Consider the following 20,892-nt stretch of genomic DNA (forward strand, 5'->3'; position numbering starts at 1 on the left):
GCCGGATAAGATGCGTCAGCATCGCATCCGGCAGGGTTTATTATTGTTTTTTCGCTTTAGAAGGTAAAAAACCTTCCAGCACAATCAGTGCCGCACCGACACAAATGGCAGTATCGGCAAGGTTGAAGGTGGCGAAGTGCCAGTCGCCGACATAGAAGTCGATCATATCGACAACGAAGCCGTGCCACAGGCGGTCGAACAGGTTGCCCAGTGCGCCGCCAATAATCAGCGCGTAAGCGATATTGTTTAGCTTCTGCGTGGCCTTCGAGCGATACATCATCACTGCCAGGATCACGCTAATACCAATCGCAATACCGGCAAAGAACCAACGCTGCCAGCCGCCGCTATCGGCAAGGAAACTAAACGCTGCGCCATAGTTACGCGCATAATGCAGATTAAGCGACGGGAACAGCGGGACCGTATCCCCCAGAGCAAAGTTCTGGAGGATCAGGTATTTGCTGCCCAGATCGATAATCAGCACGACTACCACCAGCCACAGCCAGCGTAGCCCTGTTGAACAGATCGATTGACTCATCAGGCAAACTTACGTTTTTCACCGTCACCGGCGACGTTGCTGACACAGCGGCCGCAGATTTCTGCGTGTTCCGCCACCTTGCCGACATCCTGGGTGTAGTGCCAGCAGCGAGGGCACTTCTCACCTTCGGCTTTACTCAACGCGACTTTCAGCCCTTTGAGGACTTCGCTCTGCTGGGCATCAGCAGGTGCGTCGTTATAGTCTGCAACGGTAGCGCCGGAGGTCAACAGGACAAATCGTAATTCATCGCCCAGCGCGGTCAGTTTCGCCGCCAGTTCCGGTTCTGCATACAAGGTTACTGCCGCTTCCAGCGAGCCGCCCACTTTCTTATCGGCACGCGCTTGCTCAATGACTTTGTTCACTTCGCCACGCACTTTCAACAGCTCGTCCCAGAACGCATCGTTCATTGCTTCACTGTCTGCCAGACCAAACAGGCCTTCGTACCACTCGCCGGTGAAGACGTATTTTTCACGTTCGCCCGGCAGGTAACCCCACACTTCATCAGCGGTGAAGGAGAGGATTGGTGCCATCCAGCGAACCAGCGCTTCTGCGATGTGATACAGCGCAGTCTGGCAGCTACGACGCGCCACGCTGTCCGCTTTGGCGGTATACTGACGGTCTTTGATGATGTCGAGGTAGAAGGACCCCATCTCAACGGAGCAGAAGCGCATCAGACGCTGTACCACTTCGTGGAAATCGTATGCTTCGTACGCTTTGAGGATGTCTTCCTGTGCCGCTTTCGCACAACCTACGGCCCAGCGATCCAGTACCACCATCTCTTCCGGTTTCACCATATCTTTTGCCGGATCAAAACCGTTCAGGTTTGCCAGCAGGAAGCGCGCGGTGTTACGGATACGACGATAGCTGTCGGCAGCACGTTTCAGGATCTCGTCAGAAACGGCCATTTCGCCAGTGTAGTCGGTTGATGCCACCCACAGACGCAGAATATCCGCACCCAGTTTGTTCATCACATCCTGCGGCGAAACGGTGTTACCGATGGATTTAGACATCTTGCGACCCTGACCATCCACGGTAAAGCCGTGAGTCAGTACCTGACGATATGGCGCTTTGCCCTTCATCGCGGTAGAGATCATCAGGGAAGACATGAACCAGCCACGGTGTTGGTCAGAACCTTCCAGATACATGTCCGCTGCGTGACCGGCAAATTCCGGACGCACATCAACAACGGAAGAGTGGGTAGATCCGGAGTCAAACCATACATCCAGCGTATCCGGTACTTTCACATACTGGTCAGCTTCGTCGCCGAGGATCTCTTTCGCATCGAGATCCCACCACGCCTGAATGCCGTCAACTTCAACGCGTTTTGCCACTTCTTCCATCAGTTCGAGAGTACGCGGATGCAGTTCTTCTGTGTCTTTGTGCACGAACAGTGACATCGGCACGCCCCAGGTACGCTGACGAGAGATACACCAGTCAGGACGGTTAGCAACCATCGACTCGATACGCGCCTGGCCCCAGTCAGGGATCCACTGCACGCCTTTGATCTCTTTCAGTGACTGCGCACGCAGACCTTTCTGATCCATGCTGACGAACCACTGCGGCGTCGCGCGGAAGATGATCGGCGTTTTATGACGCCAGCAGCACGGATAGCTGTGTTGCATTTTCTCAACGTGCAACAGTGCGCCTTTTTCCTGCAACAACGCAATGACAATATCGTTCGCTTTGAAGACGTTAACGCCATCCAGAGTCGGGTAAGTACCCGGCAGATAAGTGCCGTCCGGGCCAACCGGGTTAGCGGTTTCCAGACCATATTTTTGACCGATCACATAGTCGTCCGGACCGTGGCCTGGCGCGGTATGAACGGCACCGGTACCGGCATCCAGCGTAACGTGGTCGCCGAGAATTGCCGGAACATCGAAGTCCATAAACGGATGGGTAAAGCGCAACAGTTCCAGCTCGGCACCTTTCACCGTGCCAAGAATGGTGTAATCGCTAACGCCGATACGCTGCATTACGCTTTCAACCAGATCTTTCGCGAGGATCACGGCCTGACCGTCGATTTGCACCAGCGCATAATCAAAATCAGGTGCAATGGAGATTGCGCGGTTAGCAGGCAGCGTCCACGGCGTGGTGGTCCATATAACCAGCGAAATTGGGCCGTTAACATTGCTTACGCCAAATTTCGTTTTAAGCGCATCCTGATCGACCGCCAGGAAAGCGACGTCGATGGACGGAGAAGTTTTGTCGTAATACTCAACTTCCGCTTCTGCCAGTGCAGAACGGCAGTCAACGCACCAGTGCACCGGCTTCGCGCCTTTGTGCAGGTGACCGTTGCCGATGATTTTGCCCAGCGCGCGGATGATGTTGGCTTCAGTTTTGAAGTCCATGGTCAGGTACGGGTGCGACCAGTCGCCCAGCACGCCCAGACGGATAAAGTCTTTGCGCTGACCGTCAACCTGGGTCGCAGCGTATTCGCGGCACTTGGCGCGGAACTCAGCGGCGGTGAATTTCTCCCCCGGCTTACCGTATTCTTGCTCTACTTTCAGCTCGATTGGCAGACCATGACAGTCCCAGCCAGGCACATACGGCGAGTCATATCCAGAAAGCCCTTTGGACTTAATGATAATGTCTTTCAGAATCTTGTTAACCGAGTGACCAATATGAATACTGCCATTCGCATAAGGAGGGCCATCATGCAGAATGAAGGTTTTTTTGCCTTTTTTAGCTGCACGAATGATGCCGTACAGATCATCATCAGTCCAACGCGCCAGCATTCCCGGTTCGCGCTTGGCGAGATCGCCACGCATCGGGAACCCTGTTTCCGGCAAATTCAGGGTTGATTTATAGTCACTCATCAGATTCTCGGTTCCGTATTTCGGTTTGATTACATAACAGGCTTAAGCCGGTTTTGTTAGCCCAAAAAATTCGCGGGCGGTTAATTCATCACGCGCAATCTGCGCTTTCAGTTCGTCCAGCGATGCAAATCGCTGCTCATTGCGTATTTTTTTACGCAGCACTACTTGTATATGGCGACCATAAAGGTCCATTGCAACATCTAACAAATGCACTTCCAGTTGCTGGCGAATACCGGCAACCGTTGGGCGTGTTCCGATGTTTGCAACGCCGGGTAACGGCTTTTCGCCAAGGCCCAACACTTCTACCGCATAAACCCCTTTCACCGGGGAAACCTGACGGCGTAGCGGTACATTCGCCGTCGGGAAACCTATAGTGCGCCCTAATTCATCACCGTGGACTACACGCCCGGAGATGGCAAACGGGTGCCCCAGTAAACTTTCTGCCAGAGCCAGATTGTCATCCGCAAGCGCCTGACGCACGGCGGTGCTGCTGATACGCACGCCACCTTCGCAAAAAGTTTGCGTGCTGGTGATATCGAAGCCGTATTCCATGCCCGCTTTCTGTAATAACAAGAAATCGCCTTCACGACCAGCGCCAAAGCGGAAATCGTCACCTACGGCAAGAAATTTTACCCGCAAGTGCTTCACCAGAAGATCACTGATGAAGTTTTGCGCGGTTAACGCCGCAAAACGCCTGTCAAAACGCACGCACAGCACGTAATCAACGCCACACTCTGCAAGATAACGCAGTTTTTCCCGCAGCCGGGTGAGCCGTGCCGGGGCTTTATCAGTAGCAAACAGTTCCAGTGGTTGAGGTTCAAAAAGCATCACCATCACCGGTAAGTTGCGCTTGCGCCCTTCTTCCTGCAAGCCCTGTAACAGCGCGCGATGACCGCGATGCACGCCGTCGAAATTACCAATAGTCAGCACACACCCTTCTTGCGGGGCCTGGCTGAGATTATGTATGCCGCGTATCAGCTTCATGTCTGGCTCAAAACAGTGAAAATCGTCCGAGTATACCTTGTACAGCGGTCAAGGTTAACCGGCGATTGAGTACCGAAATCAGAAAGAAGTGGCTTTTCATTGCTATGGCGCAAATCATGGGAAGAAACTGACCGCCTGCTGCAATTTTTCTCGCGGAAAAGCTGTATTCACACCCCGCAAGCTGGTAGAATCCTGCGCCATCACTACGTAACGAGTGCCGGCACATTAACGGCGCTTATTTGCACAAATCCATTGACAAAAGAAGGCTAAAAGGGCATATTCCTCGGCCTTTGAATTGTCCATATAGAACACATTTGGGAGTTGGACCTTGGCTAATATCAAATCAGCTAAGAAGCGCGCCATTCAGTCTGAAAAGGCTCGTAAGCACAACGCAAGCCGTCGCTCTATGATGCGTACTTTCATCAAGAAAGTATACGCAGCTATCGAAGCTGGCGACAAAGCTGCTGCACAGAAAGCATTTAACGAAATGCAACCAATCGTGGACCGTCAGGCTGCTAAAGGTCTGATCCACAAAAACAAAGCTGCACGTCATAAGGCTAACCTGACTGCACAGATCAACAAACTGGCTTAATTGCCTGTTGTTGTCAGCTTTGTAAAAAAACCCGCTCTGGCGGGTTTTTTTATATCCATCTGCAGGCCAAAATTCGGCCTGCAAAGTACAAATGTTTATTTTGAAGCTGGAGTAAACAGCGCAGAATAGTCTGTATTGCAGATACGCTGTACTGCAGGGTGCTGAATCATCCTTTCGGCAAAAATCGCGTGGTACTCTTCCATCACGTTCTCAACACGGCCTATCTCCACAACCGAGTCATCGTTATAGAAATCATTAGCGTAAAGCGAAGGTGCAACGAAAATAGCGTTATGCGTCGCCCCAAAGGCTTTCATCAACGCAGCATCATCAAACTCACCCAAAATTTCGACGTTCAAGCCCTGGGAGTTAAACCAGTTTAATAGCTTACGCCCCAACATTGAGCGACGCCCCGGAATAAGTAAACGACGCTCTTCAAGACAGGCAGGAAACGGCTTTTCTGGTAGTGGGTTAGTGCACCAGAAACTGACACCACATTCGCCAATTTTCATGGAAAACAGCCCTTCCTGCTGAGTGGAATCGATCGGACAGTCAGAGATGATCATATCCAGTTTATGCTGACTCAACTGCTCTAAAAGCATCTCGTGCGTCGATTCGAAACAGCGTAGATGGATCTGCTCGTCTTCCACAACTGCGGCATCCAGAACACTGCTGACCAGACGTTTGGAAAGTGCATCTGCCACACCAACATCAAACAATAAGTTGGACTCTTTGCGATAGTTGACGATATCCAGCATTTCCTGGCTTAAGGTGAACATTTTATCGGCATAGCGATAGACCAGTTCCCCCAGTTCGCTGGGTTCCAGACCACGTCCTTTACGCTTAAATAGTTTCCCTTGCAGGCGCTCTTCCAGCGCCCGGATCTGCCCGGTAATGGTTTGTGGTGTTAAATAAAGCGCCTCCGCTGCGCCAACCACAGAACCTTCTTTGTAGACATGCCAGAAGTAATACAAGTGGTTGTAATTGATATGAGACATGCTCATTTCTCTCCCTGATAACAATGAAAAGGGAGCCGTTTATGGCTCCCCAGTACATCGTCCTGTCAAACTGATGGACGTAAACGAACGCGTAACCAGCTATATCCAATTACCGCCGAAGAAATTGAACCGACAAGGATACCTAATTTTGCCCAGTTAATCAGTTCTGGATCTACGCTACCAAATGCCAGGCTGGCAATAAAGATAGACATAGTAAAACCGATACCGCACAGGATACCAACCGCCATAATTTGCTGGTAAGTCGTTCCCTCTGGCAGATGTGCCAATTTCAAACGCAGCGCCAACCAGCAGAACAGACTAATACCCAGTGGCTTGCCAATCAGCAAACCAGCGATGATCCCTAATGGCAGGATGGAGGTCAAACCTTCCAGCGTGACACCTTGCAGTGAAACGCCAGCATTAGCAAATGCAAACAGCGGCAAAATCAGATACGCCACCCATGGATGCAAAACATGCTCCAGACGTTTAGCCGGAGAGCGCCCATGCTTCTCTTTCAAAGGAATAAAGAAGCCGACAATGACGCCAGCCAGGGTTGCGTGAACCCCCGATTTCAACACCGCTGTCCACAGCACCACGCCAACCAGAATATAAACGCCCGTGCGGCGTACACCACACAGATTCAATACCACGAGTACCGCAATTGCTACAGCCGCGACGCCAAGAGAGGCCATCGATAAGTCATTAGTGTAGAACAATGCGATGATAATGATGGCCCCAAGATCGTCGATAATAGCCAGAGCCATCAAAAAGATCTTCAGCGCTAACGGAACACGACTTCCCAACAGCGCCAACACACCAAGTGCAAAGGCAATGTCAGTCGCCGCCGGGATTGCCCAGCCTTCGCGGGTAATCGGATCGGCATAGTTAAAAGCCAGATAGAGCAATGCCGGGACAATCATCCCGCCGATTGCGGCAATAACAGGAAATGCCGCCTGGCGCAGACTGGCCAGCGAACCTTGCATCAGCTCGCGTTTAACTTCCAGACCAACCAACAGGAAAAATACCGCCATCAGAGCGTCATTGATCCATAGCAGCATGTTCTTGTTGATCTCAAGTGTCCCAACCCGGAGCTGAACCGGCGTCTCAAGAAAGTCGTGATACCATCCACTGGTTGCACCGCTGTTGGCCATAATCATCGCTAATACAGCGGCAATAATGAGAATAATGCCTCCCGAGGCATCACTGCTAAAGAATCGATGCAGATGTTTCACTTTTTATTTCTCTTCAGGTGAATAGATCGTTTTCACGATTTTACCCCGCACGAATCATCGTTAAAATCAGATTATAGTGTAGGAATAGCTCGCTTTTTACGATCTATTAAAAGAATTGCGCCATCAGCGAGAGATGAGTTTTTGATGCCCGAAAGCGGCGGCTGATGACCTTAAACCCCATTAATCATAGTCTAATGTCAAGATTTCTGAAGAAATTATTCGGAAAAGTAATAATTAAATTGTTCCATGCTCTAGTTTTTTATTCCACAGATGTTTGAGGATATCTAATGTAGAAACGACATTCGCAGGAGACATTCGGTTCAATGATATAAGGAAAGGATGGTTCTCCACAAAGTGGATAAAACGCGTCGCACTGTTCAATGTTGCATGCCGCATCTCGCGGACTTTCTTACTGCCAGTGAGATTGCATACAGCCATTGAATAATTGCGGTTAGAAAATGCACGCCAGACATTATTTCGTACCCCACCACTAAGGAATAATCGCGGTGGAAAATCAATGGTGGCGGGTGCCACACCGCGCTCTTTGACAAAGGAAATATGGCAGCGACCTTGATGAATATGCTGCAAATTAGCCATCAGGCAGCCGCCCAATATAAAGCATTCGTGATCAAGGTAATGCTGAACGTTGTTGGAATGCTCATCGGTCAGTATTCTGACCAGTTCAAAATGACGATATGCCGGAAGAACCGGTTTTACCAACATTCCCGGATCGTTTTGATGTAAAACTGCCGGGCCGTAATCAATATCAAACAAGGTATCCCGCCGCATAGTAAGTAACTCTTTGCGCTGGACATGATGTGCCAGCGTCCCTGGAGACATACGCTCTTCATAGTTCGATGTGTATTGATAATGTTGCTCTACGGCAGATGGGGAGTAATTGGTTGAGATGGCAACCACCCTGCCGCTTTGTTCTTCTGCGGTAACAAGAGCATAAAGAGAGTTATTGCTACCATTATACTTGACGCGAAAAGCGCGGGTACTCAGGGTAATATCAGAAGCTGGGAAACACTGTCGACTTTCTTTATAGTTTGCTTCACGCGCTAATTTTAACAGTTCACGGCTAAGTCCAGTGCTGTTAAGAAGTAATGACTTTCTGATATCCGCAAGTGCCTCCCCTTGCTCAATCATCAATGCTAACAGGGCTCCTCGTGGTGTGGTAATTACATGTTCCAGAGTGATAAATGTTTTCTCACAATGATGGCAATACATTCTTCTCTGGCCTTGTGCAGAATATCCATATTTTTTGAGGGACGTGCCTCCGCAAGTTGAACATTGGCAAATCAAACCTCTCCAGGAGTGATTCACAATATTACGATAAATATTAAGCGACTGTTCAGATATCACTGGAAACAAGTAACCACATTCACGGCATAAAATATTTTTACCCTGTGCGACATAATCCTGGCTATTCAGCAACCCCAGGTTTTTACATCCTGGTGTTTTGCAACAATCAACATTTACGTTGGTAAACATATCCACTCCCTGCGAATAGCCGTATCTTGATATTGTTCAACGCGAAAAGAACCTGATTCAATGCGTAGCACTGAATCAGGCGGGCATAGCCCTAAATGGCATACATTACATTTATTATGATTATCAGGTTAGCCCCAGGTCACCGCTTCTGGTTTATCACCTCTGGCTTTCATTAGAGAATCATTATCAATATCAGTTTTATATTTTAAAAACTTACCATACATCTGTTTTTCAATATCTGGTTTTTTACCGATCAGATTAAGTGTTTCATAACGATCAGATTTCAGATTGTAGAGATATTTCGGTTTATTATTGCGATCGATAATCATCTTCCAGTCACCATCACGGATCGCCCATTCATCGGTTGGATCATCCTGGAATGGCATATCAATCCCGAAAATTAATGGCTTTTCGCGTTTCAATGCTTTTTGCTCAAGAACAGGAACCAGCGATTCACCATCGAAAGTACGGTCTGTAGGTAATTTGAAGTTCATCATTTTCGCTAAAGTAGGCATCCAGTCCAGACCATAAACGGGTGTATCTGAAACCATTCCCTGTGGTAGATGTTTACCATATTTAATAATGGCTGGAACACGAATTCCGCCTTCCCAAAGGTTATCCTTGCGACCGCGTAATCCATCCGTTTCCCCTGCCAAATTCAGCTCATACACTTTGCGCGCTTCACGCGTTACCGGACCGTTATCACTGGTAAAAATAACGATTGTGTTATCTTCTTCACCCATCGCTTTGATTTTATCCAGCACTTTTCCAACCTGTGCATCCAGATAGCTGATATTGGCATAATATTCCCCCACACCACGCCAGGGTTTGTCTGCCCAGTCGCCATAAAATAAATCAGGATGCTGCTTCTGATACGCGCTCATATATTGTGAGTACATGTCGAGGTATTTTTTGGGCGAAGCCAGGGGGCTATGCACTTCGGTAAAAGCAACATAGAGGAAGAAAGGCTTGCTGTCCTTTTTGTTATCCAGCCAGTTGACGACTTCCGAACTGACATACTCACCGCTCATTTTATCGGCTCGTGGAGTGGGTTGCCCGTTACGTAGCCAACCTGTCGGGTAAACCATGCCATAACGCGGGCGTTCTTTAGCGTTATCCAGCGTGGCGTCGGTAACAAAACCCGCCGTATTAACCAGTGAGTAATCAAAGCCCATATCTTTTGCCTGCGGCTGATCGGTGCGATCGCCGCCTGCATTCAGATGCAGCTTACCCATCATGGCCGTGTCATACCCTTGCGCTTTGAGTAGATTAGCAATCGTGAGTTCATTACGCCCTAATGCCACATCTTTTCCCGTTGGGATCCATGAACGTATGCCGGTACGAAATGGCATCCGCCCCGTTAATAACCCCGCCCGCGAAGGAGAACTTAAGGGAGCTGGTGCATAGTAGTCAGTAAATTTGACGCCCTCCTGGGCAAGCCTGTCAATATTGGGTGTTTTAACGATCTGATGTCCATATGTTGCTAAATCACCATAGCCTAAATCATCCGCCATAATGATGACTAAATTGGGTTGTTTAGTCTCGGCAGCTACGACTGGATTAAAAGCATTCCCTGTGCAAACTGCAAGGCCGATCAAACTGGCCATTAATGTTTTCTGCATAATTATTCCCTGATGAAAATTAGAAATCATAACCAAGCATATAAATCATTTGATCGCCAAAACCATCGTAGCCCAACTTATTATCGAAATAACGCCACGTCACACTGGCTTTCCAGCGAGGATAGAACTTCCAGGCTACTGTTAAACCGCCATTTAGCCCATTCCGACCAAATTGTTGTTCCGCATAGGCATCATTTCTGTCCAGTTCTATTTCATTCCAGTTAGATAAAACAAATTTTTCGTCAAATAACGTAAAAGGTAATACTGCTGTCCAGCCAACAACATAACCATTCCAGCCATTTGTTTGTCCATATTTGGCTGAGACGTAGTCTCCAGATTGATTATGTAATCCAATATACGGTTTAAAAAACCCCCATGAACCATTCCAGCCGAGGTAGCCCAAACCATAAAACATATCAAGATCGTCACCCCATGAGTTATCCCATTGACCATAGATCTTGCCAAAGAAAGTCATATTGGAGTCAAAGAGTCTGACATGTGTCATAGCAGAAACGGTATGATTACGCCCCGCTACGGCATGGTTAAGCACATTGCTTTCATAAAATGAGTAAAACTCGGCTTCTTTAAAATTCACACCAAAGTCTGCAGTCACTTTCCATACTTCACCACGATGAGTGTTAATGAAGCCACTATTCCAGTCAGCATAACCTGCATTTATTGAGCCAAAGGAACCTTTATATTCTAATGAAGAATATGCAGGAAGGTGATAGAAAATCGTTGTCAGGGCACACGCAATAAGAAGCCGTCTTTTGGCAGACATATAATATGCTCTCCATTCATTTTTTTTATGGTTCCATAGAAATCAATACATCAGATAATTCATTTTGATTAAGAACGACTCAGAAAGTATATTTAAAGGTGAATGGCAAAGCGTGATGGAGATCGCAGATTACTTTTACCCCCGGGTGTGGAGGTATCGTGTTTCAAAAAGTGTGTCGATTTTAAATATCACTCATTGATTTATAAACATTTTTCCTCACAAAAAGAAAATTCAATTCTGTACAAGAATATTTTGTATCTTCTATTACTTTCTCCAGTAATAACTCACCATTCAGGCATAACTTAAACCTCTTGTTCATAATCTCAACTTTTGTAAATGAAAACGCACATAAGAGTTAAAATAAACAATGTACTAAAGATTGATTACGCAAAAATGCGAGGCGTCTTCAGGATTAGAATCGATAAAACAGAATGGGTTAAAGAGAGCGATATAATAGCGGCGGGTGCTTGAGGCTGTCTGTCTCAGGCATTAGCTGAACGGCAGATAGAGAAAAGCCCCGAGTGATATTTTACCATCAACCCGAGGCCCCCTATATGCAGAACACATGTAGAGTGCCTCTTACTGACCGTAAGGTCAAGGAGAAGAGAGCAATGAAGCAGCATAAGGCGATGATTGTCGCCCTGATCGTCATCTGTATCACCGCCGTAGTGGCGGCGCTGGTAACGAGAAAAGACCTCTGTGAGGTTCACATCCGAACTGGCCAGACGGAGGTTGCTGTTTTCACGGCTTACGAATCCGAGTAAGAGCAACGGCGGGGAGTGATCCCCGCCACTTTACAGGTGCTCGCATATCTTCAACGCACCCTGGTTTTTACCCTGGCCTGCCCACGGGCAGGCTTTTGGGGAGGTTAGCGAGTCAGGTCGTCAAAAAACTTCTTCACGCCATCAAAGAAGCTCTTTGAACGCGGGCTGTTGTGCTCGCCGGTTGGGCCACCAAAGCTTTCTTGCAGCTCTTGCAGCAGCTGTTTCTGCTTCTCGTTCAAACCTACCGGTGTTTCGACAACAACGCGGCATAGCAAATCACCCTGTGCGCCACCGCGGACAGACTTGACGCCTTTACCGCGCATACGGAACAGCTTACCGGTCTGGGTTTCGCCAGGCACTTTCAGTTTGACGCGACCATCAAGGGTCGGTACTTCGATTTCACCACCCAGCGCCGCCATAGCGAAGTTGATCGGGACTTCGCAATACAGGTTGTTGCCTTCACGCTCGAAAATCGGGTGCTGTTTAACCTGAACCTGAACGTACAGATCGCCTGCCGGTGCGCCGTGTTCACCCGCTTCACCTTCGCCCGCAAGACGGATGCGGTCTCCAGTGTCCACCCCTGCCGGGATTTTAACGGACAGCGTTTTGCTGCGCTCAACACGACCATGACCATGACATTTGTTGCACGGATCTTTGATCAGCGTACCGCGGCCCTGACAGTGTGGACAGGTCTGCTGCACGGCAAAGAAACCCTGGCGCATCTGCACCTGGCCAGAACCATGACAGGTCGGACAGGTCTGCGGCTGTGTACCTGGTTTTGCACCGCTACCGTGGCAAACGTCACACTCTTCCAGAGTCGGAATGCGGATCTCTTTGGTCACGCCACGTACAGCTTCTTCGAGGGTGAGCTCCATGTTATAGCGTAAATCAGCACCGCGCGCCGCACGTTGACGACCACGTCCGCCGCCAAAAATATCGCCGAAAACGTCACCAAAAATATCGCTGAAGTCTGCGCCGCCGCCAAAACCGCCGCCGCCCATGCCGCCTTGCTCAAACGCAGCATGACCATACTGATCGTATGCCGCACGTTTTTGCGAGTCGGTCAGAACTTCATAAGCTTCCTTGATCTCTTTAAATTTCGCCTCGGCCTCTTTGTCACCCTGGTTACGGTCCGGGTGGTATTTCATGGCCAGGCGTTTGTAGGCCTTTTTGATTTCACGCTCTTCCGCTGTTTTGGAAACGCCTAAAATCTCGTAATAATCTTGCTTAGCCATCTTTTTTGATTTGCCCCTAGATGAATGCACGGGCGGAGAGGAAATTCCCCTTCGCCCGTGTCAGTATAATTACCCGTTTATAGGGCGATTATTTTTTGTCTTTGACTTCTTCAAATTCAGCGTCGACAACATCGTCATCTTTCGCGTTGTTTGCAGAAGCATCAGCACCGGCAGTCTGCTGCTGGGCATGTTGCTGCTGGGCGATTTCCATCAGTTTCTGGGAAACCTGTGCCAGTTCCTGCATTTTCGCTTCGATAGCGGCTTTGTCTTCACCTTTCAGAGCAGTTTCCAGTGCAGTCAGCGCAGACTCGATAGCAGTTTTGTCGTCAGCCGGCAGTTTGTCGCCTGCTTCTTCAACCTGCTTACGGGTGCTGTGCAGCAGATGGTCGCCCTGGTTGCGAGTCTGTACCAGCTCTTCAAACTTACGGTCAGCTTCGGCGTTAGCTTCTGCGTCGCGTACCATTTTCTGGATTTCATCTTCGTTCAGACCAGAAGAAGCCTTGATAGTGATCTTCTGCTCTTTACCGCTGTTTTTGTCTTTCGCGGAAACGTGCAGGATACCGTCAGCATCGATATCGAAGGTAACTTCGATCTGCGGCATGCCGCGCGGTGCCGGGTTGATACCATCCAGGTTGAACTGACCCAGAGATTTGTTATCAGCCGCACGTTTACGTTCACCCTGCAGCACATGGATGGTTACCGCAGACTGGTTGTCTTCAGCGGTAGAGAACACCTGGCTGTGCTTGGTCGGGATAGTGGTGTTTTTCGCGATCAGCGTGGTCATCACACCGCCCATGGTTTCGATACCCAGAGACAGCGGGGTAACGTCCAGCAGCAGTACGTCTTTTACGTCACCAGTCAGAACACCACCCTGAACAGCAGCACCGATGGCTACAGCTTCGTCCGGGTTAACATCTTTACGCGGCTCTTTACCAAAGAATTCAGCAACTTTCTTCTGAACCATTGGCATACGAGTCTGACCACCAACGAGGATAACGTCGTCGATATCAGATACGGACAGGCCAGCGTCCTGCAGTGCAACTTTCAGCGGCTCAATGGAACGGTTTACCAGATCTTCAACCAGGCTTTCCAGTTTCGCACGAGTCACTTTGATGTTCATGTGTTTCGGACCGGTCGCGTCTGCAGTGATGTACGGCAGGTTAACGTCGGTCTGCTGAGCGGAAGACAGTTCGATTTTCGCTTTTTCTGCCGCTTCTTTCAGGCGCTGCATTGCCAGCGGATCGTTGCGCAGGTCAATGCCCTGATCTTTCTTGAATTCTTCAACCAGATAGTTGATCAGACGACTGTCGAAGTCTTCACCACCCAGGTGGGTATCACCGTTGGTTGCCAGAACTTCGAAGGTTTTTTCGCCGTCAACTTCGTCGATTTCGATAATGGAAATATCGAAAGTACCACCACCCAGGTCATAAACCGCGATAGTACGGTTGCCAGTACCTTTGTCCAGACCGTAAGCCAGCGCAGCTGCGGTCGGTTCGTTGATGATACGTTTTACTTCCAGACCAGCGATACGGCCTGCGTCTTTGGTTGCCTGACGCTGAGCATCGTTAAAGTATGCCGGTACGGTAATAACAGCTTCAGTTACCGGTTCACCCAGGTAATCTTCAGCGGTTTTCTTCATTTTTTTCAGCACTTCAGCAGAGATCTGCGGCGGTGCCATTTTCTGGCCTTTAACTTCGACCCATGCGTCGCCGTTATCAGCAGCAATAATTTTGAACGGCATGATGGAAACATCACGCTGTACTTCTTCGTCCTGGAAGCGGCGGCCAATCAGGCGTTTAATCGCAAACAGGGTGTTTTGCGGGTTCGTCACTGCCTGACGTTTAGCCGGCTGACCAACCAGAGTTTCACCATCCTGGGTATAGGCAATGATAGAAGGCGTGGTGCGATCGCCTTCGGCGTTCTCCAGTACACGAGGAGTGGTGCCATCCATAATCGCTACACAAGAGTTGGTAGTACCCAGGTCGATACCAATTATTTTACCCATCTAAACGTCTCCACTATATATTCGGTCATCATGTGGTTGTGAGTCTGTAATAGGGGCGAAACGTCTGGTTTCAACTGCCCAATTTCATTTTTTTGCAGACTCACTCACTGCGGTTGACTACTAAATGGGGTCGTAACCCACGTCATCAAGGGGGAGATGCAAAAATTTTTTGTGCTTTTGCGCAGAAATTTCGCGATATGGCAGGACAAGACGTGAAACTGACAACAATTTTATTCATATAAAGAATGAATCGCAGCCAAGGCATTCATCAAAAAATTGTAATAAAAAGAAAATATTACGTACCTGAAACTTCTCTTTATCAGCAGTAAACTAGTTTCATCCCCTTACCCCTCCCCACCAAGAGAATCCTTATGAAATCCGTTATTACGATTTCCGCCAGCCTGGCGATTAGCCTGATGCTGTGCTGCACGGCGCAGGCAAACGACCATAAAATCCTCGGCGTCATTGCAATGCCGCGAAACGAAACCAACGATCTGGCGCTGAAACTTCCTGTTTGTCGCATTGTTAAACGCATACAACTCTCAGCCGACCATGGCGATTTGCAGTTAAGCGGTGCATCGATTTATTTCAAAGCCACCCGAAGCGCCAGTCAGACCCTGAATATTCCTTCAGAAATAAAAGAAGAGCAAACCACTGACTGGATCAACATTAACAGCGATAACGACAACAAACGCTGCGTCTCAAAAATCACCTTTTCCGGTCATACAGTGAACTCATCGGATATGGCCACGCTGAAAATTATCGGCGACGACTAACGCCAGAATATAGAAACCACAAAAAATGAATGTTAATTACCTGAATGATTCAGATCTGGATTTTCTCCAGCATTGTAGTGAGGAACAGTTGGCAAATTTCGCCCGGCTGCTCACCCATAATGAAAAAGGCAAAACTCGCCTCTCCAGCGTACTGATGCGCAACGAACTGTTTAAATCGATGGAAGGACATCCCGAGCGACACCGCCGCAACTGGCAGCTGATTGCCGGAGAATTACAGCATTTTGGTGGCGATAGTATCGCCAACAAACTGCGCGGACACGGTAAATTGTATCGCGCCATTTTGCTCGATGTTTCAAAGCGATTGAAGCTGAAAGCCGACAAAGAGATGTCTACGTTTGAAATTGAGCAACAGTTACTGGAACAATTTCTGCGTAATACCTGGAAGAAAATGGACGAGGAACATAAGCAGGAGTTTCTGCACGCGGTCGATGCCAGGGTGAATGAGCTGGAAGAGCTGCTGCCGCTGCTGATGAAAGACAAATTATTGGCAAAAGGTGTGTCGCATTTGCTTTCCAGCCAATTGACCCGCATTTTACGCACCCACGCAGCAATGAGCGTGCTTGGGCATGGTTTGCTGCGCGGCGCGGGTCTGGGAGGCCCTGTGGGCGCAGCATTAAATGGGGTTAAAGCGGTCAGCGGCAGTGCCTATCGCGTGACAATTCCAGCCGTACTGCAAATCGCCTGCCTGCGCCGGATGGTTAGCGCCACTCAGGTCTGATACCGGAAACCGGGGAAAATTTTCATTTTCCCCTCAAAAGATCGTAGACACTGCCCCACTGGCTGATTATTATGCCGCGCCCTGAAAACACTACAGTTATTCAGGGAAATTATTTCACCATTCATTCGATGATGATTTTTGAGGAATTATGGGCAACACTAAGTTGGCTAATCCGGCACCGCTGGGCCTGATGGGCTTCGGCATGACCACCATTCTGCTTAACCTGCACAACGTGGGTTATTTTGCTCTGGACGGTATTATTCTTGCCATGGGCATTTTCTACGGCGGCATCGCGCAAATTTTTGCCGGTCTGCTGGAGTACAAAAAAGGCAACACTTTCGGTTTAACCGCATTCACCTCTTACGGTTCTTTCTGGCTGACGCTGGTTGCAATTCTGCTGATGCCGAAACTGGGGCTGACCGATGCGCCAAATGCACAGTTCCTTGGTGTCTACCTGGGTCTGTGGGGCATATTTACGCTGTTTATGTTCTTCGGCACGCTGAAAGGCGCACGCGTTCTGCAATTCGTTTTCTTTAGCCTGACCGTGCTGTTTGCCCTGCTGGCGATCGGTAACATTGCCGGTAACGCCGCGATCATCCACTTTGCCGGCTGGATTGGTCTTATCTGCGGTGCCAGTGCAATCTATCTGGCGATGGGTGAAGTGCTGAACGAGCAGTTTGGTCGCACCGTTCTGCCGATTGGTGAGTCTCACTAATTGTTAAGCTCCCCCCGCTCGAAGGGATAAGATTGTTAACAACGTGCGCTTTGTTTATGCCGGATGCGGCGTGAACGCCTTATCCGGCCTACAAAATCGTGCAAATTCAATATATTGCAAGAAGATCGTAGGCCTGATAAGCGTAGCGCATCAGGCAGTTTTGCGTTTGTCATCAGTCTGATCCCCCCGCTTGGGGGGATTTTTTTATTCGCTAACTTCGCGTCTTGCACTCTTCGGTCTGAATGCTGCAACCACTTCCGGTGCCGTTTCAACGTATGGCCCTTCCAGCAACTGAATGCAGTACGGTACGCTGGCAAAAATACCGTGCACCACAACGTTACCCTCAGCGTCCTTCACACCTTCCAGCGTCTCTTTAATAGACTTCGGTTGACCGGGTAAGTTAAGGATCAGCGCCTGTTTGCGAATCACCCCCACCTGACGCGAAAGGATCGCAGTTGGTACAAAATGCAGGCTGATCTGGCGCATCTGTTCACCAAAGCCTGGCATCTCGCGGTCCGCTACTGCCAGCGTCGCATCGGGCGTTACGTCACGACGCGCCGGGCCAGTTCCGCCCGTGGTGAGCACCAGATGGCAACTCATTTCATCCACCAGCTCACACAACGTTTGCTCGATGATCGCCTGCTCATCGGGGATTAAGCGGGTTTCCAGTTCAAACGGCGTGGTTAGCGCCGATGTCAGCCATTCTTCCAGCGCAGGGATGCCTTTATCCTGATAAACGCCGCTGGATGCGCGATCAGAGATGGAAACTAAGCCAATACGTAAAGTATTCATCAAGATTTTTCCGTTTAAACAGTCTCGTTAAACAGAATGATACACTGCGAAGGGAGTGACAGACAGGTTTCAGAAGAGGTAGCGTGACCGACTTCCCGGTCACGCTAAGTATGATTACAGCAGATCGCCGATCATTTTTTCCAGTTTTTCCTGGTCAACAGCAAACTTACGGATACCTTCCGCCAGTTTATCTACTGCCATTGGATCCTGGTTGTGCTGCCACAGGAACTCGGACTCAGTGATACGCGCCGGACGCGCTTTCACTTCACCAGTGTAAGACAGTTTACGTTCGATAGCCCCTTCGCTCTCCGCCAGCTCTTTCAGCAGTGCCGGTGCGATGGTCAGACGGTCGCAGCCTGCCAGTTCCAGAATTTCGCCGATGTTACGGAAGCTTGCGCCCATAACCACGGTTTCATAACCATGCTCTTTGTAGTACTGGTAGATTTCAGATACAGAAACCACGCCCGGATCTTCTGCCGGAGCGTACTCTTTCTTATCGGTATTCGCTTTGTACCAGTCAAGAATACGGCCAACAAACGGCGAGATCAGGAACACGCCCGCTTCCGCACAAGCACGAGCCTGAGCGAAGGAGAACAGCAGGGTCAGGTTACAGTTGATGCCTTCTTTTTCCAGCTGTTCCGCAGCACGGATACCCTGCCAGGTAGAAGCCAGTTTGATCAGAATACGATCGTTGCTAATACCTGCATCGTTGTAGAGTTTGATCAGGCGTTTTGCTTTCGCAATTGACGCTTCGGTGTCATAGGAAAGACGCGCATCAACTTCAGTTGAGATACGGCCCGGAACCAGTTTCAGGATTTCCAGACCAATATTTACGGCCAGTTTGTCGGTCGCGTCCACGATCTGCTGCGCGCGATCGTTGCTCTGCTGTTTCGCCCAGGCGACAGCATCATCAATCAACTTACGGTATTCCGGAATCTGCGCTGCGTTAAGAATGAGAGAAGGGTTGGTTGTGGCATCCTGCGGTTGATACAGCTTCATTGCCGCGATGTCCCCAGTGTCGGCCACTACGGTGGTGTACTGACGAAGGGAGGTCAATTTGTCCGTCATGATAGTATTTCTCTTTAAACAGCTTGTTAGGGGGATGTAACCGGTCTGCCCTGATGATATCACGACGCAACGTCAGCGCAACCGCCGACAAGACGGTTATCGCCAGGCGAGACTGTTTCGGATTTCTGACACTGCGTTGATATCGCCCGCCATTTTTATACAAAACCTCATGTATGCTACGCAGAAGTTATCAAGTACCTCGTAGCGTATATACTTCTTAAACAATTGGTAACGTTTACACAGGAAAGTCATCGCGACCGGCAATAAGAGGGATATGCATGCCAGATTTTTTCTCCTTTATTAACAGCGTCCTTTGGGGATCGGTAATGATTTACCTGCTCTTCGGCGCAGGTTGTTGGTTCACTTTTCGCACCGGATTTGTGCAGTTTCGCTACATCCGCCAGTTTGGCAAAAGTCTTAAAAATAGCATTCATCCACAGCCAGGCGGTTTAACCTCATTTCAGTCATTGTGTACCAGTCTTGCAGCGCGCGTGGGTAGCGGCAACCTGGCCGGCGTTGCGCTGGCAATTACCGCCGGTGGACCTGGAGCCGTCTTCTGGATGTGGGTTGCCGCATTTATCGGCATGGCGACCTCGTTTGCCGAATGTTCCCTCGCACAGCTTTATAAAGAACGTGATGCCAATGGGCAGTTTCGTGGCGGACCGGCATGGTATATGGCGCGCGGGCTGGGGATGCGCTGGATGGGCGTTCTGTTCGCCGTCTTTTTGCTCATCGCCTACGCCATAATTTTCAGCGGAGTTCAGGCGAACGCCGTTGCGCGAGCTCTGAGTTTTTCTTTTGATTTTCCCCCGCTGGTAACAGGTATTATTCTCGCTGTCTTTGCTCTGCTGGCGATCACTCGCGGTCTTCATGGCGTCGCCCGGCTCATGCAGGGGTTTGTCCCGTTGATGGCGATAATCTGGGTACTGACCTGCCTGGTGATTTGCGTAATGAATATCGGGCAACTTCCCCACGTCATTTGGTCTATTTTTGAGAGTGCTTTTGGCTGGCAGGAAGCTGCAGGCGGCGCGGCGGGATATACCTTAAGCCAGGCGATTACTAACGGTTTTCAGCGCAGTATGTTTTCCAATGAGGCGGGAATGGGGTCGACGCCAAACGCGGCAGCGGCAGCTGCGTCCTGGCCTCCGCATCCGGCAGCGCAAGGAATTGTCCAGATGATTGGCATTTTTATCGACACCCTGGTCATCTGCACGGCAAGCGCCATGCTGATATTACTGGCGGGTAACGGCACAACCTACATGCCGCTGGAAGGTATTCAGCTTATCCAGAAGGCGATGCGGGTGCTAATGGGTTCCTGGGGTGCGGAGTTTGTTACCCTCGTGGTTATTCTGTTTGCCTTCAGCTCCATCGTTACCAACTACATTTATGCCGAAAACAATCTCTTCTTTTTACGCCTGAACAACCCTAAAGCGATCTGGTGTCTGCGGATCTGCACCTTCGCAACGGTCATCGGCGGCACCTTGCTAAGTCTTCCGCTGATGTGGCAACTGGCAGATATCATTATGGCCTGCATGGCTATTACCAATTTGACCGCCATATTACTGCTCTCGCCTGTGGTTCATACCATTGCCAGTGATTATCTACGCCAGCGTAAACTCGGCGTGCGTCCGGTGTTTGATCCGTTGCGTTATCCGGAGATCGGTCGCCAGCTTTCTCCAGACGCGTGGGATGATGTTTCGCAGGAGTAATCACAACTATCGATCAACTCATTCTCTTTTTTTGCTAA

The 20,892-nt window shown here is 49.5% G+C and carries 19 protein-coding genes; 6 read left to right on the forward strand and 13 right to left on the reverse strand.

Going from position 1 to position 20,892, the window contains the following annotated elements:
• Positions 1-40: 40 nt before the first annotated feature.
• From lspA to yaaY, 4 genes are read right to left on the reverse strand one after another with little or no spacing between them, the layout of a single operon-like run.
• Complete coding sequence (gene lspA / locus EAS44_RS20515) at positions 41-535, reverse strand: signal peptidase II (RefSeq protein ID WP_000083369.1); 495 nt, start codon at positions 533-535, stop codon at positions 41-43.
• Positions 535-3,351: an isoleucine--tRNA ligase gene (gene ileS / locus EAS44_RS20520; protein ID WP_001286813.1), complete on the reverse strand. Its 2,817-nt coding sequence runs from the start codon at positions 3,349-3,351 to the stop codon at positions 535-537. Before ileS ends, lspA begins: the two co-directional genes overlap by 1 nt.
• A gap of 42 nt (positions 3,352-3,393) precedes the next feature.
• Entirely contained in the window at positions 3,394-4,335 is a 942-nt protein-coding gene (gene ribF / locus EAS44_RS20525; RefSeq protein WP_000767329.1) for a bifunctional riboflavin kinase/FAD synthetase, read from the reverse strand.
• 7 nt (positions 4,336-4,342) lie between these two features.
• Positions 4,343-4,561 (reverse strand): DUF2575 family protein, encoded by a 219-nt coding sequence (gene yaaY / locus EAS44_RS20530; RefSeq protein ID WP_001337277.1) that lies wholly within the window; start codon positions 4,559-4,561, stop codon positions 4,343-4,345.
• A gap of 102 nt (positions 4,562-4,663) precedes the next feature.
• Between yaaY and rpsT the strand changes: the two genes are divergently transcribed.
• Positions 4,664-4,927, forward strand: a complete 264-nt coding sequence (rpsT, locus tag EAS44_RS20535) for a 30S ribosomal protein S20 (protein WP_001274021.1) — start codon at positions 4,664-4,666, stop codon at positions 4,925-4,927.
• 95 nt (positions 4,928-5,022) lie between these two features.
• On the opposite strand, the gene nhaR is transcribed toward rpsT, so the two are convergent.
• From nhaR to EAS44_RS20560, 5 genes are all read right to left on the reverse strand, one after another.
• Positions 5,023-5,928, reverse strand: coding sequence for a transcriptional activator NhaR (gene nhaR / locus EAS44_RS20540; RefSeq protein WP_000062878.1), 906 nt, complete (start codon positions 5,926-5,928; stop codon positions 5,023-5,025).
• Positions 5,929-5,987: 59 nt separating this feature from the next.
• Entirely contained in the window at positions 5,988-7,154 is a 1,167-nt protein-coding gene (gene nhaA, locus EAS44_RS20545; protein ID WP_000681386.1) for a Na+/H+ antiporter NhaA, read from the reverse strand.
• A gap of 234 nt (positions 7,155-7,388) precedes the next feature.
• Positions 7,389-8,648 (reverse strand): hypothetical protein, encoded by a 1,260-nt coding sequence (locus EAS44_RS20550; RefSeq protein WP_000494924.1) that lies wholly within the window; start codon positions 8,646-8,648, stop codon positions 7,389-7,391.
• 128 nt (positions 8,649-8,776) lie between these two features.
• Positions 8,777-10,270 (reverse strand): sulfatase, encoded by a 1,494-nt coding sequence (locus tag EAS44_RS20555; protein ID WP_001350775.1) that lies wholly within the window; start codon positions 10,268-10,270, stop codon positions 8,777-8,779.
• Positions 10,271-10,289: 19 nt separating this feature from the next.
• Entirely contained in the window at positions 10,290-11,051 is a 762-nt protein-coding gene (locus EAS44_RS20560) for an outer membrane protein OmpK (protein WP_001274823.1), read from the reverse strand.
• A 611-nt stretch (positions 11,052-11,662) separates the two neighbouring features.
• On the opposite strand from EAS44_RS20560, the gene mokC reads away from it, so the two are divergent.
• The gene (mokC, locus tag EAS44_RS20565; protein WP_000809168.1) at positions 11,663-11,815 is read left to right on the forward strand and encodes a type I toxin-antitoxin system toxin MokC; all 153 of its coding nucleotides are present in this window, start codon (positions 11,663-11,665) and stop codon (positions 11,813-11,815) included.
• Between the two features lie 104 nt (positions 11,816-11,919).
• Here mokC and dnaJ read toward each other — a convergent pair whose 3' ends face one another.
• Both dnaJ and dnaK read right to left on the reverse strand, forming a co-directional pair.
• Positions 11,920-13,050 carry a molecular chaperone DnaJ gene (gene dnaJ, locus EAS44_RS20570; RefSeq protein ID WP_001118464.1) on the reverse strand — a complete coding sequence of 377 codons (1,131 nt, stop codon included), beginning with the start codon at positions 13,048-13,050 and terminating at the stop codon, positions 11,920-11,922.
• Between the two features lie 88 nt (positions 13,051-13,138).
• On the reverse strand, positions 13,139-15,055 hold the full coding sequence (dnaK, locus tag EAS44_RS20575) for a molecular chaperone DnaK (RefSeq protein WP_000516135.1): 1,917 nt from the start codon (positions 15,053-15,055) through the stop codon (positions 13,139-13,141).
• A gap of 371 nt (positions 15,056-15,426) precedes the next feature.
• Between dnaK and yaaI the strand changes: the two genes are divergently transcribed.
• The 3 genes from yaaI to satP all read left to right on the forward strand — a co-directional run bounded on the left by yaaI (position 15,427) and on the right by satP (position 17,285).
• A complete protein-coding gene (gene yaaI, locus EAS44_RS20580; RefSeq protein WP_000843687.1) occupies positions 15,427-15,831 on the forward strand; it encodes a DUF2541 family protein in 405 nt (134 codons plus the stop codon).
• Between the two features lie 25 nt (positions 15,832-15,856).
• Complete coding sequence (gene msyB / locus EAS44_RS20585; protein WP_001102393.1) at positions 15,857-16,570, forward strand: acidic protein MsyB; 714 nt, start codon at positions 15,857-15,859, stop codon at positions 16,568-16,570.
• A 148-nt stretch (positions 16,571-16,718) separates the two neighbouring features.
• Entirely contained in the window at positions 16,719-17,285 is a 567-nt protein-coding gene (gene satP, locus EAS44_RS20590; RefSeq protein ID WP_000528533.1) for an acetate uptake transporter, read from the forward strand.
• 204 nt (positions 17,286-17,489) lie between these two features.
• On the opposite strand, the gene mog is transcribed toward satP, so the two are convergent.
• Positions 17,490-18,077: a molybdopterin adenylyltransferase gene (mog, locus tag EAS44_RS20595; RefSeq protein WP_001094685.1), complete on the reverse strand. Its 588-nt coding sequence runs from the start codon at positions 18,075-18,077 to the stop codon at positions 17,490-17,492.
• Positions 18,078-18,191: 114 nt separating this feature from the next.
• Positions 18,192-19,145 (reverse strand): transaldolase, encoded by a 954-nt coding sequence (gene tal / locus EAS44_RS20600; RefSeq protein WP_000130187.1) that lies wholly within the window; start codon positions 19,143-19,145, stop codon positions 18,192-18,194.
• 278 nt (positions 19,146-19,423) lie between these two features.
• Here tal and yaaJ point away from each other — a divergent pair, with 278 nt between their 5' ends.
• Positions 19,424-20,854: an alanine/glycine:cation symporter family protein gene (yaaJ, locus tag EAS44_RS20605; RefSeq protein WP_001112558.1), complete on the forward strand. Its 1,431-nt coding sequence runs from the start codon at positions 19,424-19,426 to the stop codon at positions 20,852-20,854.
• Positions 20,855-20,892: the final 38 nt, after the last annotated feature.

Source organism: Escherichia coli DSM 30083 = JCM 1649 = ATCC 11775 (assembly GCF_003697165.2).
In the GTDB taxonomy this organism is placed as follows: Bacteria; Pseudomonadota; Gammaproteobacteria; order Enterobacterales; family Enterobacteriaceae; genus Escherichia; species Escherichia coli.

Bases quoted from the DNA above. Each gene is read 5' to 3' on its own strand.
- lspA (WP_000083369.1), bottom strand. From the start codon at position 535: ATGAGTCAATCGATCTGTTCAACAGGGCTACGCTGGCTGTGGCTGGTG.
- satP (WP_000528533.1), top strand. From the start codon at position 16,719: ATGGGCAACACTAAGTTGGCTAATCCGGCACCGCTGGGCCTGATGGGC.
- EAS44_RS20560 (WP_001274823.1), bottom strand. From the start codon at position 11,051: ATGTCTGCCAAAAGACGGCTTCTTATTGCGTGTGCCCTGACAACGATT.
- yaaI (WP_000843687.1), top strand. From the start codon at position 15,427: ATGAAATCCGTTATTACGATTTCCGCCAGCCTGGCGATTAGCCTGATG.
- yaaY (WP_001337277.1), bottom strand. From the start codon at position 4,561: ATGTGCCGGCACTCGTTACGTAGTGATGGCGCAGGATTCTACCAGCTT.
- dnaJ (WP_001118464.1), bottom strand. From the start codon at position 13,050: ATGGCTAAGCAAGATTATTACGAGATTTTAGGCGTTTCCAAAACAGCG.
- dnaK (WP_000516135.1), bottom strand. From the start codon at position 15,055: ATGGGTAAAATAATTGGTATCGACCTGGGTACTACCAACTCTTGTGTA.
- nhaR (WP_000062878.1), bottom strand. From the start codon at position 5,928: ATGAGCATGTCTCATATCAATTACAACCACTTGTATTACTTCTGGCAT.
- mokC (WP_000809168.1), top strand. From the start codon at position 11,663: ATGAAGCAGCATAAGGCGATGATTGTCGCCCTGATCGTCATCTGTATC.
- mog (WP_001094685.1), bottom strand. From the start codon at position 18,077: ATGAATACTTTACGTATTGGCTTAGTTTCCATCTCTGATCGCGCATCC.
- EAS44_RS20550 (WP_000494924.1), bottom strand. From the start codon at position 8,648: ATGTTTACCAACGTAAATGTTGATTGTTGCAAAACACCAGGATGTAAA.
- msyB (WP_001102393.1), top strand. From the start codon at position 15,857: ATGAATGTTAATTACCTGAATGATTCAGATCTGGATTTTCTCCAGCAT.
- tal (WP_000130187.1), bottom strand. From the start codon at position 19,145: ATGACGGACAAATTGACCTCCCTTCGTCAGTACACCACCGTAGTGGCC.
- yaaJ (WP_001112558.1), top strand. From the start codon at position 19,424: ATGCCAGATTTTTTCTCCTTTATTAACAGCGTCCTTTGGGGATCGGTA.
- ileS (WP_001286813.1), bottom strand. From the start codon at position 3,351: ATGAGTGACTATAAATCAACCCTGAATTTGCCGGAAACAGGGTTCCCG.
- ribF (WP_000767329.1), bottom strand. From the start codon at position 4,335: ATGAAGCTGATACGCGGCATACATAATCTCAGCCAGGCCCCGCAAGAA.
- EAS44_RS20555 (WP_001350775.1), bottom strand. From the start codon at position 10,270: ATGCAGAAAACATTAATGGCCAGTTTGATCGGCCTTGCAGTTTGCACA.